The sequence below is a fragment of the Cobetia sp. AM6 genome, from assembly GCF_009617955.1.
GTDB lineage: Bacteria > Pseudomonadota > Gammaproteobacteria > Pseudomonadales > Halomonadaceae > Cobetia > Cobetia amphilecti.
The window spans coordinates 3005766-3019612 of the sequence record NZ_AP021868.1 but is presented as its reverse complement, the minus strand read 5'-3'; the positions used below and the strand labels follow the sequence as shown (position 1 = coordinate 3019612).

The window sequence follows — 13847 nt, the reverse complement described above, 5'->3', positions numbered from 1 at the left end:
TCGGCTTGCCGTTTTCTGCAGGACGGCCTGGTTCTGCAGAACGTCTTAAGCTCTGCAAGGCGGCTCGCCTGACGACTTCGGCTCTGTTGACACACTGTCTTCCTCCCAATAACAACAGCCACAGGAATGCCACGCCATGTCTTCGACGTCTCTCACGCCCTCTACTGCCGCGCCCTCTACCGGTTCACTGGATCTGCTGTCACGCCTGCGCGCCGTGGTCGCCGGTGACAGCGCGCCGCTGGTGTTGCCTCAGCTGATCAATGGTCAGTTTGTCGAAAGTCGCGCCGATCAGCACCTGAGCGTCACCAACCCGGCCACCAACGGCGAGATCGCCCGCGTGCCCCTGTCACCGCTGAGTGAGCTGGATGAAGCGCTGGACCACGCCGAGCAGGCCTTCCAGCGCTGGCGCAATACGCCGGTGCCGACCCGTGCCCGCCTGATGCTCAGCTATCAGCATCTGCTCAAGCAGCATCATGACGAGCTGGCCGAGATCATCTCCCACGAGCTGGGCAAGACCTTCGAGGACGCCAAGGGCGATGTGTGGCGCGGCATCGAGGTGGTCGAGCACGCCGCCAACATTCCGAGTCTGCTGATGGGCGAGACTGTGGAGAACGTCGCCACCGGCATCGACAGCTATTCCGTGACCCAGTCGCTGGGGGTCTGCCTGGGAATCACGCCGTTCAACTTCCCCGCCATGATACCGCTGTGGATGTTCCCGCTGTCCATCGCCTGTGGCAATGCCTTCGTGCTCAAGCCGTCCGAGCAGGTGCCGCTGACCACGCTGCGCCTGGCGGAGCTGTTCATGGAAGCAGGTGCCCCCGAGGGCATCCTGACCGTGGTGCAGGGCGGGCGCGATCAGGTCAATCACCTGCTCGCCCACGAGATTCCGCGCACCGTCAGCTTCGTCGGCTCGGTACCGGTGGGTCAGCACATCTATCGCACCGCCACCGACAACCTCAAGCGCGCCCAGTGCTTCGCCGGCGCCAAGAATCACATGGTGATCATGCCGGATGCTCCGGCGGACCAGGTCGTCAACGCGCTGGTCGGTGCCAGTGTCGGCGCGGCGGGTCAGCGTTGCATGGCGATCTCGGTGGCGGTCTTCGTCGGTGATTCGAAGGCCTTGATCGAGCGGGTGCGTGATGCGCTGGCCGAGGTGCGCCCGGGCGCCTGGGATGACAAGGACGCCAGCTACGGGCCGCTGATCTCGCCGCAGGCGCTGGAGCGCGTGACTGGCTGGATCCAGCAGGGCGAGCAGGAAGGTGCCGAGCTGCTGCTGGATGGTCGCGGCGTCTCGGTGGCGGGCTATCCCGATGGCAACTGGCTGGGGCCGTGTCTGTTCTCCAGGGTGACGCCGGAGATGGTGCTCTATCGCGAGGAAATCTTCGGGCCAGTGCTGTGCTGCATGGAGGCGGCGGATCTGTCCGAGGCCATCGAGCTGATCAACAACAACCCCTACGGCAACGGCACCTCCATCTTCACGCGCTCCGGCGGCGCGGCACGGCGCTTCCAGAACGAGATCGCGGTCGGTCAGGTCGGCATCAACGTGCCGATTCCGGTGCCGCTGCCGTTCTTCTCCTTCACCGGCTGGCGCGGCAGCTTCTTCGGTGATCTGCATGCCTATGGCAAGCAGGCGGTGCGCTTCTATACCGAGACCAAGACGGTGACGGCGCGCTGGTTCGACGATGCGCCGGCCGAGGGCAATCAGCCCAACTTCTCGATCCAGATGCGCTGATGGCTCTTCAAATGCGCTGATGGCTCCTCAGATGCGCTGAGCCGCTTGGACAGGCCCGGGCGATAGACCCGGGCCGACAGAACAAGGACAACAGGAGGCAGCTGCATGAACTTTTCGCTGACCGATGACCAGCGTGCCCTCCAGGAGGGGGCGCGTGCCTTCGCGGATGCCGAGCTTGCCCCGCATGCCGCCGAGTGGGACGCCACGGCCCACTTCCCCATCGAGACACTTCGCAAGGCAGGCGAGGCCGGCTTCATGGGGCTTTACGTCCCCGAGGAGCACGGCGGCCTTGGCCTGCCACGCCTCGACAGCTCCATCATTCTCGAGCAGCTGGCGACCGGCTGCATCTCGACCACCGCCTACATCACCATCCACAACATGGTGGGCTGGATGATCGCCAGTTTCGCCACGGACAGCTGCCGCGAGCAGTGGGTGCCGGCGATGGTGGCAGGCGACAAGCTCGGCTCCTACTGCCTGACCGAGCCGGGCAGCGGCAGTGACGCCGCCAGCCTGCGCACCCGCGCCGAGCGCGAGGGCGATGACTACTATCTGAGTGGCTCCAAGATGTTCATCTCCGGTGCCGGCGCCACGGACGTGCTGGTGGTGATGGCGCGCACCGGCGAGCCGGACAGCGGCGCGGCGGGTATCTCGGCCTTCGTGGTGCCGGCCGACGCCGAGGGCATCAGCTACGGCAAGAAGGAAGACAAGATGGGCTGGAACAGCCAGCCGACCCGGCTGGTGAGTTTCGATCGCGTGCGGGTTGCGGCGGCCAATCGTCTGGGCGAGGAGGGCGAGGGCTTCCGCTTCGCGATGAAGGCGTTGGATGGCGGTCGCATCAACATCGCCACCTGCTCACTGGGTGCGGCCCAGAAGGCGCTGGAGCTGTCGCGGGATTATCTCGGCGAGCGCAAGCAGTTCGGACGTGAGCTGGCCCAGTTCCAGGCCCTGCAGTTCAAGCTGGCCGACATGGCCACTGAGCTGACCGCGGCGCGCACCCTGGTGCGGCTGGCGGCCTTCAAGCTCGATGAGGGCGACGCCGAGGCCAGCGCCCACTGTGCGATGGCCAAGCGCTTCGCCACCGACATGGGCTTCGAGGTCTGCAATCAGGCACTTCAGCTGCATGGCGGCTACGGTTATATCCGCGAGTACCCGTTGGAGCGGCTGGTGCGTGACACCCGTGTGCACCAGATTCTGGAAGGCACCAACGAGATCATGCGTCTGATCATCGCGCGCCGTCTTCTGACGCCGGGCATGATCGAGTCGCTGGCGTAACGCTGCCTCCACTTCAATTCGTCATTGGTTACCATCTTTCAGGGAGTTACATGATGTCATCCAGTCAAGGGCCATGCCTCGTTCTCGAGAAGGATCGTCATATCGCCCGGGTCACCATCAACAACCCGCCGGCCAACACCTGGACGGAAGCGTCCTTGATCGAGCTGGAGCAGCTGCTCGACGAGCTGGAGGGCGATGGCAGCGTGAGTGCGGTGGTGATCACCGGTGAGGGCGACAAGTTCTTCTCCGCCGGCGCCGACCTCAAGACCTTCGCCGATGGTGACAAGGGCGTCGCCGCCACCATGGCGCGTCGCTTCGGGCTGGCCTTCGAGCGGCTGGCCAATTTCCCGGGCGTGACGATCGCCGCCGTCAATGGCTACGCGATGGGCGGCGGGCTCGAGTGCGCGCTGGCCTGTGACATGCGTATCGTCGAGCGGCAGGCCAGGTTGGCACTGCCGGAGGCCAAGGTGGGGCTATTGCCTTGTGCGGGCGGCACCCAGCACCTGCCGTGGCTGGTCGGCGAAGGCTGGGCCAAGCGCATGATCCTGTGTGGTGAACAGGTGGATGCCGAGACCGCCGGTCGCATCGGGCTGGCGGAAGAGGTGGTCGAGACCGGCCAGAGCTTCGAGCGCGCGCTGGCGATCGCCGAGAGCGTCGCCAACCAGAGCCCGAGCGCCGTGGCACGCTGCAAGGCGTTGATCATGTCGTCGCGCCATCGCGGCATGAGCGATGGCCTGCGCATGGAGCGCGAGCTGTTCGTCGAGCTGTTCGATGACCCCAACCAGAAGGAAGGCGTGAGCGCCTTCCTCGAGAAGCGCGCCCCGCAATGGGTCTCGCGTCAGGAAGAGGTGAAGGGAGGAGGGCGCTCATGAGCCAGATAGAAGGTGTCACCGCCAAGGCCGCGACCGATGTCGAGGCGCCCGTGGTGTTCGAGACGCGTAGCGCCCGTGACGGCAAGCAGTTGGGAATCATGCGCCTGAACGCGCCGCGTTCGCTGAATGCGCTGTCGCTGGCCATGATCGAGCGCATCGAGGCACAGCTGGATGCCTGGGAGCTGGACAGCAGCATCGCCATGGTGTGGCTGGAAGGCGCCGGCGAGCGTGCGCTGTGTGCCGGTGGCGATATCGTGGCGCTCTATCAGGCGATGACCACGGCGCCTGCGAGCGAAGGCGCAGACCCCCTCGAGGCACTGGATGATTTCTTCGCCACCCGCTACTTCACCGCCGAATACCGGCTCGATCACCGCCTGCATACCTTCCCCAAGCCGCTGCTGGTGTGGGGCGGCGGCATCGTGATGGGCGGCGGCATGGGGCTGTTCGCCGGCGGCTGTGAGCGCGTGGTCACCGAGAGTTCACGACTGGCGATGCCGGAAGTCAGCATCGGTCTGTACCCGGATGTCGGTGCCAGCTGGCTGCTCAATCGACTGCCGCGTGGCATCGGAGAATATCTCGGCGCGACCGGTGCGCAGCTGAATGCCCGCGATGCGCTGGATCTTGGCCTTGCGACACGCCTGATTCCCGATGAGCAGCGCGAGGCGCTCAAGCAGGCGTTGTGCGAGGGTGAATTCGGCCGTCACCCGTCGCGTCATCTGAGCCAGGTGCTGAGCGAGTTCGAGCGTCGTGAGCTGGCACCGCCGGGGCAGGTGCTGCCGCTCTTCGATCACCTTCAGCAGCTGGTCGCCGGGCGCGAAGTGCTGAAGGCCTGCCAGCGAATCATCGATGACCCCCAGGCACGCAGTGACTGCAATGCGTGGTTGAACGCCAATCGCGAGCGCCTGCTGGCCGGCTGCCCCAGTTCACCGCATCTGGTATTTCGCATGCTGGCACGCCATCGCCACTCCTCGCTGGCGGAGGCGTTCCGCGACGAGCTGACCCTGTCGGTGCGCTGCTGCATGGGCACCGAGCTTGCCGAAGGGGTGCGCGCCCTGCTGATCGACAAGGACAAGCAGCCGCAGTGGGCCTATGCCTCGATCGCCCAGGTCTCCGAGGAATACATCGACGGCTTCTTCGCGCCGCTGTGGGAAGAGGATGAGCATCCGCTGATGGACCTCTGAGCGCGCTTTTCAGTACAGGCGGCAGGCGCAGACTTGCCGCCGGACGCCAATGACAACAAGAATCTGTTCACAAGGAAGCATTGCCATGACATCCATCGGTTTCATCGGACTCGGCAACATGGGCGGGCCCATGGCGCTCAATCTGGTCAAGGCTGGCCATGCGGTAAGGGTCTTCGATCTGGTCGAGTCGGCCATGAACGAACTGGTCGAGGCGGGCGCCACCCGCGCGGCATCTCCCGGAGAGGTCGTCGAGGGTGTCGAGGTGTTGATCAGCATGCTGCCGGCCGGTCAGCACGTGCGAAAGCTCTATCTGGGTGACAAGGAAGACGGTGCGGGTGGCCTCCTGGCCACGCTCGACCCCTCGGTGCTGGTGATCGACGCCTCGACCATCGCGCCGGATGACGCCCGTCTGGTCGCGCGTCACGCCGCCGAGCGTGGCATCACCTTCATGGATGCCCCTGTGTCCGGCGGGGTCGGTGGTGCGCGTGCCGGCACGCTGAGCTTCATCGTCGGCGGCGAGGCCGACGGCTATGCGCGTGCCGTGCCGCTGCTGGAAGTGATGGGCAAGAATCTGTTCCATGCAGGCCCGGCCGGCAGCGGTCAGGTCGCCAAGATCTGCAACAACATGCTGCTGGGCATCCTGATGAGCGGCACCGCCGAGGCGCTGGCGCTGGGGGTCAAGAACGGACTGGACCCGGCCGTGCTCTCGGAGGTGATGAAGCAGTCATCCGGCGGCAACTGGGCGCTCAACGTCTACAATCCCTGGCCCGGCGTGATGGAAGCCGCGCCGGCCTCCAATGATTATCAGGGCGGTTTCCTGGTCGATCTGATGACCAAGGATCTTGGCCTTGCCTGGGAGATGGCGCTGGGCTCGAAATCGGCGGTGCCAATGGGCTCCCAGGCGCGTAATCTGTTCGTCCAGCATGCCGCCCAGGGCGCAGGGCGTCTCGATTTCTCGAGCATCCAGCGCTTCTATCGCTGTGGCGAGGCGGATGCGTGAGCTGTCACGCAGTCAGCCGCTGACATGCACCCCGAGGACAACATCATCTGCAAGGAGCACCCCATGATTCGACCGGTCAGTGAGCTGGTGGCCGCCGCCGAGACGGAGATCGAGACCCTGTCGCCCCGCGAGCTGCGCGAGGCGCTGGAAGAGGCCCGCACCGGCGGCACGCCGCTGACGCTGGTGGACATCCGCGATGTGCGTGAGCTGGAGCGCGAAGGGCGCATCCCCGGCGCCATCCACGCGCCGCGCGGCATGCTGGAGTTCTGGGTCGACCCGGCCTCGCCCTATCACCGCGCCGACTTCGCACGCGAAGGGCGCTATGTGCTGTTCTGCGCCGGTGGGCTGCGCTCGGCGCTGGCCACCAAGTCGCTCAAGGACATGGGCTTCGGGCCGGTGGCCCATCTGGGGGGCGGCTTCGCGGCCTGGCGTGAGGCGGGCGGAGAGGTCGTCTCGCCCTTCATGCAGGGCAACTGATACAGCGCGGGGAGGCTCGGCGCGATCCGGCGTTGCCCCTCACCTGACACGCTGATGCTTTACACTGTTCGGCCCCGCTGGCGCCTCGCCGGTCGGGGTCGTTTTCTGTCCGGAGCCTGTATGTCTGACCCTGATACCCCTGCCACCCCCAGACGTGCCTCGTCTCGGCGTGGCACGCGCGATCTGGTGCGTGACCCGATCGCCTCGACGCTGGCGCGCATGACGGGGCCGGTGATCGGCGGCATCGTCACCATGATGCTGTTCAACCTGGTGGATGCCTGGTTCATCGCCCAGCTGGGCACGCCGGAGCTGGCGGCGGTGACCATGACCTTCCCGGTCACCTTCGGCGTGATCAGCATCGCCATCGGTCTGTCCATCGGCACCACCGCGGTGGTGGGGCGCCGGCTGGGGCGAGGCGAGCTCGAGACCGTCAAGGCGCGCACCACGGATTCCAGTCTGCTGGGGCTGCTGCTGGGGCTGGTGATGCTGGTGCTGGGGCTTGCCAGCATCGAGCCGCTGTTCGGGCTGCTGGGGGCCGATGATACCCTGATGCCGCATATTCGTGACTACATGCAGGTGTGGTATTTCGGCGCGCCCTTCGTGTTGCTGCCGCGTGTGCTGGGCAGCGTGCTGCGCGCCGAGGGCAATACGCTGGTGCCCTCGCTGGTGATGGCGGCGGCGGGGGTGCTCAATGCGCTGCTCGACCCGCTGCTGATCTTCGGCATCGGTGACTGGCAGGGCATGGGCGTGGCGGGCGCGGCGCTGGCCACGGTGCTGTCGTGGCTGGCGATGACGCTGGGCTTGCTGGCATTGCCACTGCTGCGCGCGCGACTCGATTTTCGTCACCTGAGCGTGACGCGGCTGGTGAAGTCATGGCGCGAGGTCGGGGCGATTGGCCTGCCTGCCGCGATGACCAGCGTGATGACGCCGATTGCCACCGCGCTGGTCACACGTATCGTCAGTCAGCATGGTCACGCGGCGGTGGCGGCGTACGGCATCGGCTCACGCATCGAGTCGCTGGCGCTGATTCTGGTGCTGGCGCTGTCCATGACGCTGTCGCCCTTCATCAGCCAGAACGACGGTGCCGGGCAGCAGAAGCGTGTATGGCGGGCCATCCACGGCGTGCTGGCCTTCATTCTCGTCTGGCAGCTGGTGGTCTGGTTGGGGCTCGGGCTTGGCGGTGAGTGGATCGCGGCGCGCTTCGCCGAGAGCCAGGAGGTCGCGGGACTGGTCAGCACCTATCTGTGGCTGATACCCGCCGCCCTCGGGGCCCAGGGCGTGATCATTCTCGCCAATTCCAGCCTCAATGCGCTGCACAAGCCGCGCCGCGCGATGATGCTCTCGCTGGTGCGTCTGTTCGCCTTGCTGGTGCCACTGGCCTGGCTGGGCGGCGCCTTGTATGGCGTGATCGGCATCTTTGCCGGGGTAGCGACAAGTTACCTGTTGATGGGCGGCATCAGTTATCTGGCGCTGCGTTCGGTCCTCAGGCAGCGCGCCTGAGACTGGTAGCGGGAGACAGTCGTCGTGACGAAAAAGCCGCCGTGACCCGAGAGGGTACGGCGGCTTTTTCATGTCTGGCTTTCAGTGCGTTAGGCGGCTGTTGCCCAGTGCCTTGGGCGGCTGTTTTCCAGTGCCTTAAGCGTCTTCGTACTTGCACAGGTAGGCGGATTCGACCGTGGTGCGCACTTCGAAGCTCTGGTTGGCTTCGACGATGAAGCTTTCACCGGCGGCGAGCTGATACCACTCTTCCGCGCCCGGCAGCAGTACCTGCATGTCGCCGCTGATCAGGGTCATGTATTCGCGTTGGCTGGTGGCGAACACGAATTCGCCGATGGCCATCACGCCGACCGTGGCAGGAAGGTCTGCGCTCTGGAAGGCGATGGAGGCCACCTGGCCGTCGAAGTAGTGGTTGGTGTTGAACATGGGAGGATTTCCTGGGTGAGTAGCGGTGTTGTTGTGGTCGATGTCTGTCGTCGTTGTCGACGTGTGTTGTTGTGTTCGACTTGTGATGATCTGGCGTCGGGATCAGCGCGGTGAGAAGCGGCGTGCCAGGCCGGTCTCGGCGATCATGCGTGTCGAGATCTCTTCGATCGAGAAGCGCGTGGTATCGATGTAGGGCACCTTGGAGCGGCGGAAGAGTGCCTCGGTCTGCTCGACTTCCTGCAGACACTGGTCGATCGAGCAGTAGCGGCTGTTGGGGCGACGCTCGGTACGGATGGCGGCCAGACGACGCGGGTCGATGGTCAGCCCGAACAGCTTGTGACGATATTGCGCCAGTGAAGCGGGCATCTTGAGGGTGCCGGACTCGTCCAGGTCATCCTCGGTCAGCGGGTAGTTGGCCGCGCGGATACCGAACTGCAGCGCCAGATACAGCGAGGTCGGGGTCTTGCCGCAGCGTGAGACGCCGATGAGGATGACGTCGGCCTTGTCGTATTGATGCGTGCGCGCGCCATCATCGTTGTCGAGGGCGAAATGCACCGAATCGATGCGATTCATGTAGACGTCGTCCTGCCCGATGGAGTGGGTCTTGCCGACGCTGTAGGACGAGTGGGTGTCCAGTTCCTCTTCCAGCGGCTTGAGGAAGGTCGAGAAGATATCGACCTTGAAGCCGGAGGATTCGGAGATGATGTCACGGATGTTCTGGTCGACGATGGTGTCGATGATGATCGGGCGCTCGCCGTCATTGGCATGCGCGCTCTCGATGGCCTTGACCAGTGCCGTCGCCTTTTCGGCCGAATCGATGTAGGGCTTGGTCACCATGCGGATGTCGGTATTCTCGAACTGGGCGAGCAGACTGCGTCCCAGTGTCTCGGCGGTGATGCCGGTGCCATCGGAAATGAAGAAGGCGGTTCGGGTCATGACGGGCACTCGTGAAGAACGAATCGAAGACACCAGCCCGCTCAGGCTGTTGTCCCGTGAAGACCCCAAGTGTCGGTGTTCACTGTCGAGCTTGCAATATCCGGCACAGGGCCAGTGGCGCGATATGAGAAATCCCGTGTTCCCGTTCTCTACAAAAGCGTCTCATGACTACATTCCTGTAGCGGCCGTTTCTGGCTTGTCGACATGTTCGCCGACGATGGCGACAGAACGTCTGAAACAGGCTCAGGGTTGTAGTCCTCCTCCACTGACTAGCCGGTTAGACCAATGGCTAATACTAGAGAGAGCTTGTTAGGGTGGCGTCATTGCTGAACGGAAGGCGGTTCATCGTCCTCCATCGGTCATTCGTTTCCATCCATTGGTACCAGGGGGTTCCCTTGTCACAGCAAGCCACATCCGAATACGTCGTCGATTTCGATCAGCTCGGCATGAACGATGTTGATCGCGTTGGCGGCAAGAACGCCTCGCTCGGTGAGATGATCTCCAATCTGGCCGATGCCGGTGTCACCGTGCCCGGCGGCTTTGCGACTACCTCCTATGCCTATCGCGAATTCCTGGCCCACGAAGGCCTCGACAAGCGTATCAATGCCGCCCTCGATGCCCTCGATGTGGACGACGTGGTCGAACTGGCGCGCGTCGGTGCCGAGATTCGTCAGTGGATCATCGACACGCCGCTGCCGCCGGCCTTCGAAGCCGAGATGGAACGTGCCTATGCCGAGCTTCAGGCCAGGCACCCGAACCTGAAGGTCGCCGTGCGCTCCTCCGCCACCGCGGAAGATCTGCCGGATGCCTCCTTCGCCGGTCAGCAGGAAACCTTCCTCAACATCGAAGGCTTCGACAACATCAAGCGTGCGGTTCACGAGGTGTTCGCATCACTGTTCAACGACCGCGCCATCTCCTACCGCGTGCACAAGGGCTTCGATCACTCACTGGTCGCGCTGTCTGCCGGCGTACAGAAGATGGTGCGTTCCGAGACGGCCGCTTCCGGCGTGATGTTCACCCTGGACACCGAATCCGGCTACCGCGACGCCGTCTTCGTCACCGGCTCCTGGGGCCTGGGCGAGACCGTGGTGCAGGGCGCGGTCAATCCTGACGAGTTCTACGTCCACAAGACCACGCTGGCCGCTGGCCGCCCGGCGGTACTGCGCCGCAACCTAGGCTCCAAGCTGATCAAGATGGTCTACACCGACCACACCAGTGCAGGGCGCTCCGTCGAGACCGTCGACGTGCCGGTGCCGGACCGTCACCGTTTCTGCATCAGCGATGCCGATGTCGAGGCTCTGGCGCGCCAGGCCATGATTATCGAGAAGCACTACCAGCGTCCGATGGATATCGAATGGGCGCGTGATGGTGACGACGGCAAGCTCTACATCGTCCAGGCGCGCCCGGAAACGGTCGTCAGCCAGGAAGAGGGCGGCAACCTCGAGCGCTTCCAGCTGCGCGAGAAGGGCCGCACTCTGGTCACCGGACGTGCCATCGGCCAGCGTATCGGCCAAGGCGCGGTGCGCGTGATCGACAACCCGGAGCAGATGGACAAGGTGCAGGTCGGCGACGTGCTGGTCACCGACATGACCGATCCGGACTGGGAGCCGGTCATGAAGCGCGCCTCCGCCATCGTCACCAACCGTGGCGGACGTACCTGCCACGCGGCGATCATCGCGCGTGAGCTGGGCATTCCGGCCGTGGTCGGCTGTGGCGACGCGACCTCGGTGCTGGCCGAAGGCCGCGAAGTGACGGTCTCCTGCGCCGAAGGCGATACCGGTCACGTCTATGACGGTATCCTCAACTTCGACCGCACAGTCACCAGCGTCAACGAGATGCCGGAGATTCCGTTCAAGATCATGATGAACGTCGGCAACCCGGACCGCGCCTTCAGCTTCTCGCGTCTGCCGAATGCCGGCGTGGGCCTGGCGCGTCTCGAGTTCATCATCAACCGCATGATCGGCGTGCACCCCAAGGCGCTGCTCGACTACGCCACCCTGCCCATCGATCTACAGCAGACCATCGATGCGCGCACCGCCGGCTACGCAAGCCCGGTCGACTTCTACGTCGACAAGCTGGTCGAGGGTATCTCCACCCTGGCGGCCGCCTTCCATCCGCAGAAGGTCATCGTGCGCATGTCGGACTTCAAGTCCAATGAGTACGAGAACCTGATCGGCGGCAAGATGTACGAGCCGGGCGAAGAGAACCCGATGCTGGGCTTCCGTGGCGCCTCGCGCTACGTGTCCGATACCTTCCGCGACTGCTTCGATCTGGAATGCCGCGCCCTCAAGCGCGTGCGTGACGAGATGGGGCTGACCAACGTCGAGATCATGGTGCCCTTCGTGCGTACCACCGGCGAGGCGGAGCATGTCATCAAGCTGCTGGGCGAGAATGGTCTGGTACGTGGCGAGAACGGCCTGCGCGTCATCATGATGTGCGAGCTGCCGACCAACGCGCTGCTGGCGGATCAGTTCCTCGAGCACTTCGATGGCTTCTCCATCGGCTCCAACGACCTGACCCAGCTGACCCTGGGACTGGATCGCGACTCCGGCATCGTCGCTCACCTCTTCGATGAGCGTAACCCGGCGGTCAAGCAGCTGATGTCGATGGCGATCCGTGCCTGCAAGGCGCAGGGCAAGTACGTCGGCATCTGTGGTCAGGGCCCGTCGGACCATCCGGAGCTGGCCAAGTGGCTGATGGAGGAGGGCATCGACAGCGTCTCCCTCAACCCGGATTCCGTGCTGGAAACCTGGTTCATGCTGGCGGACAAGGAGCTGGTGTAACCCAGGCTTCCCAGGATGGTGACCTGACGCGCTGAGGCGCAGACGGTCGTTGTCACCCAGGGCGCCCATCGCACTCAACGTGCGGTGGGCGCTTTTCGTTTCGTGCCTGAAACCTGAATGATTGGTCAGTTCAGACATTAGACCAATGGGGGGGAAAGCAGCACAAAGACGCCAGTTAGTAACAAATGGCAACAAAATGATCTCGATTGCGCGACTAAATGATTATCTTTCTACCTTATGTAAAAAAGGCAGTCATTTATAATCCCAGCCACCCCGCTGACCACAATATCCATGGTGGCAATGACGGCAGGCCTCACCGGTAGCCAGCACTGCGGTGGCACGCAACAACCGACCTTTCAGACACAATCCAAGGTAGTCGTAACGTGAAACAGTCTTTATGGAAAAACATCGGCGTCCAGGTAGTCATCGCCATGATCCTGGGTGCAGGTGTCGGGGCGTACATGGGCGAAGACGCCTCGATGTTCGCGCCACTGGGTGAGCTGTTCATTCACCTGATCAAGATGCTGGTCGTGCCGCTGATCGCGGTCTCCATCGTGTCGGGAGCCGCCAATCTGGGCGACAGCCCTTCTGCCGGCAAGATCGGTATCTCCACCTTCGCCTTCTTCATGCTGACCTCTGCCGTGGCCGTGATGCTGGCGCTGGTGATGGGGCATGTCTTCCAGCCGGGCAGCGGGGTGGACCTGGAAAGCGCCAAGGGCATGTTCTCCAATGCCTACGCTGACAAGGGCAGCGTGCCGGGCGTGATGGACACCATTCTGGGCATGGTGCCGACCAATATCTTCGGGGCACTCACCGATGCCAATATCCTGCAGATTCTGGTGTTCTGCCTGTTCCTCGGCATTGGCCTGTCCAAGACCGGTGAGCGTGGCAAGCCGCTGATCGAAGGCCTGAACACCGTCATTGAAGCCTTCGTGTGGATGATCAACGTGGTGATGCTGATCGCGCCGATCGGCGTCTTCGGCCTGATGGCGGACGCCGTCGGCACCTTCGGCTTCGATGTACTGACGCTGGTGATGAAGCTGTTCCTCGTTTACATGGGCGCCATCCTCATCTACGGCTTCGTGTTCTACCCGCTGGTGGTCAAGTTCGGCTCTGACGTGCCGCTGGGCCGCTTCATGTCCGCGATGAAGAAGCCGCAGGCCGTCGCGCTGTCCACGGCGTCCTCCATGGCGACCCTGCCGGTCAACATGGAAGTCTGCGAGAAGGAGCTGGGCCTCAAGAACGCCACCTCTGCCTTCGTGCTGCCGCTGGGCGCGACCATCAACATGAGCGGCAATGCCATCTATTACGGGCTGGTGGCGATGTTCTTCGCCCAGGTCTTCAATGTCGACCTCGGCTTCTCCGCCTACGCCGCCATCGTGTTCACCGCGACTCTGGGTGCCATCGGTCAGGCCGGCGTGCCGGGGCCGTCGTTCCTGGTGGTCGCCGTGCTGCTGGCTGCCGGTATCCCCATCGAAGGCCTGCCGTTGCTGTTCGCGCTGGATCGTATCTTCGACATGACGCGCACCGCGCTCAACATCACCGGTGACGCTGCCTGCGCCGCCGTGGTGGACCGCTTCGCGCGGGCCGATGATGCGGCTGCGGCCTCTCAGGCCAGTGCTCAAGCCGGTTCACAGACCGCTGAGCCTGCCAGCACTCGCTGAGTCCGCG

Annotated in this window: 11 protein-coding genes; 9 read left to right on the top strand and 2 right to left on the bottom strand. The window is 64.0% G+C overall.

The genetic code is table 11. From position 1 onward, the window contains the following. The first annotated feature begins 136 nt into the window (after nucleotides 1-136). The 7 genes from CLAM6_RS12690 (at nucleotide 137) to CLAM6_RS12660 (ending at nucleotide 8034) form a co-directional block, all read left to right on the top strand. Nucleotides 137-1732, top strand: a complete 1596-nt coding sequence (locus CLAM6_RS12690; protein ID WP_153636293.1) for a CoA-acylating methylmalonate-semialdehyde dehydrogenase — start codon at nucleotides 137-139, stop codon at nucleotides 1730-1732. A 105-nt stretch (nucleotides 1733-1837) separates the two neighbouring features. Next, nucleotides 1838-3004 carry an acyl-CoA dehydrogenase family protein gene (locus CLAM6_RS12685; RefSeq protein ID WP_043331325.1) on the top strand — a complete coding sequence of 389 codons (1167 nt, stop codon included), beginning with the start codon at nucleotides 1838-1840 and terminating at the stop codon, nucleotides 3002-3004. A 53-nt stretch (nucleotides 3005-3057) separates the two neighbouring features. After that, nucleotides 3058-3876: an enoyl-CoA hydratase gene (locus CLAM6_RS12680; RefSeq protein ID WP_054555504.1), complete on the top strand. Its 819-nt coding sequence runs from the start codon at nucleotides 3058-3060 to the stop codon at nucleotides 3874-3876. Continuing rightward, nucleotides 3873-5057 (top strand): enoyl-CoA hydratase/isomerase family protein, encoded by a 1185-nt coding sequence (locus tag CLAM6_RS12675; RefSeq protein ID WP_153636292.1) that lies wholly within the window; start codon nucleotides 3873-3875, stop codon nucleotides 5055-5057. The genes CLAM6_RS12680 and CLAM6_RS12675 overlap by 4 nt, the downstream gene beginning before the upstream one ends. A gap of 85 nt (nucleotides 5058-5142) precedes the next feature. Further along, nucleotides 5143-6057 (top strand): 3-hydroxyisobutyrate dehydrogenase, encoded by a 915-nt coding sequence (gene mmsB / locus CLAM6_RS12670; RefSeq protein ID WP_153636291.1) that lies wholly within the window; start codon nucleotides 5143-5145, stop codon nucleotides 6055-6057. Nucleotides 6058-6120: 63 nt separating this feature from the next. Next, nucleotides 6121-6534, top strand: coding sequence for a rhodanese-like domain-containing protein (locus CLAM6_RS12665; RefSeq protein WP_054555501.1), 414 nt, complete (start codon nucleotides 6121-6123; stop codon nucleotides 6532-6534). Nucleotides 6535-6654: 120 nt separating this feature from the next. Further along, the gene (locus CLAM6_RS12660) at nucleotides 6655-8034 is read left to right on the top strand and encodes an MATE family efflux transporter (RefSeq protein WP_153636290.1); all 1380 of its coding nucleotides are present in this window, start codon (nucleotides 6655-6657) and stop codon (nucleotides 8032-8034) included. Between the two features lie 135 nt (nucleotides 8035-8169). On the opposite strand, the gene ppnP is transcribed toward CLAM6_RS12660, so the two are convergent. Next, nucleotides 8170-8457, bottom strand: coding sequence for a pyrimidine/purine nucleoside phosphorylase (gene ppnP, locus CLAM6_RS12655; RefSeq protein ID WP_043331318.1), 288 nt, complete (start codon nucleotides 8455-8457; stop codon nucleotides 8170-8172). Between the two features lie 102 nt (nucleotides 8458-8559). Further along, nucleotides 8560-9393 carry a posphoenolpyruvate synthetase regulatory kinase/phosphorylase PpsR gene (gene ppsR / locus CLAM6_RS12650; RefSeq protein WP_043331317.1) on the bottom strand — a complete coding sequence of 278 codons (834 nt, stop codon included), beginning with the start codon at nucleotides 9391-9393 and terminating at the stop codon, nucleotides 8560-8562. A 395-nt stretch (nucleotides 9394-9788) separates the two neighbouring features. On the opposite strand from ppsR, the gene ppsA reads away from it, so the two are divergent. After that, entirely contained in the window at nucleotides 9789-12176 is a 2388-nt protein-coding gene (ppsA, locus tag CLAM6_RS12645) for a phosphoenolpyruvate synthase (RefSeq protein ID WP_277876240.1), read from the top strand. Nucleotides 12177-12559: 383 nt separating this feature from the next. Then, nucleotides 12560-13840: a dicarboxylate/amino acid:cation symporter gene (locus CLAM6_RS12640; protein ID WP_197738682.1), complete on the top strand. Its 1281-nt coding sequence runs from the start codon at nucleotides 12560-12562 to the stop codon at nucleotides 13838-13840. The last annotated feature ends 7 nt before the right edge of the window (nucleotides 13841-13847 follow it).

Bases quoted from the DNA above. Each gene is read 5' to 3' on its own strand.
- ppsR (WP_043331317.1), bottom strand. From the start codon at position 9,393: ATGACCCGAACCGCCTTCTTCATTTCCGATGGCACCGGCATCACCGCC.
- ppnP (WP_043331318.1), bottom strand. From the start codon at position 8,457: ATGTTCAACACCAACCACTACTTCGACGGCCAGGTGGCCTCCATCGCC.
- CLAM6_RS12665 (WP_054555501.1), top strand. From the start codon at position 6,121: ATGATTCGACCGGTCAGTGAGCTGGTGGCCGCCGCCGAGACGGAGATC.
- CLAM6_RS12675 (WP_153636292.1), top strand. From the start codon at position 3,873: ATGAGCCAGATAGAAGGTGTCACCGCCAAGGCCGCGACCGATGTCGAG.
- CLAM6_RS12690 (WP_153636293.1), top strand. From the start codon at position 137: ATGTCTTCGACGTCTCTCACGCCCTCTACTGCCGCGCCCTCTACCGGT.
- CLAM6_RS12680 (WP_054555504.1), top strand. From the start codon at position 3,058: ATGTCATCCAGTCAAGGGCCATGCCTCGTTCTCGAGAAGGATCGTCAT.
- CLAM6_RS12660 (WP_153636290.1), top strand. From the start codon at position 6,655: ATGTCTGACCCTGATACCCCTGCCACCCCCAGACGTGCCTCGTCTCGG.
- mmsB (WP_153636291.1), top strand. From the start codon at position 5,143: ATGACATCCATCGGTTTCATCGGACTCGGCAACATGGGCGGGCCCATG.
- CLAM6_RS12685 (WP_043331325.1), top strand. From the start codon at position 1,838: ATGAACTTTTCGCTGACCGATGACCAGCGTGCCCTCCAGGAGGGGGCG.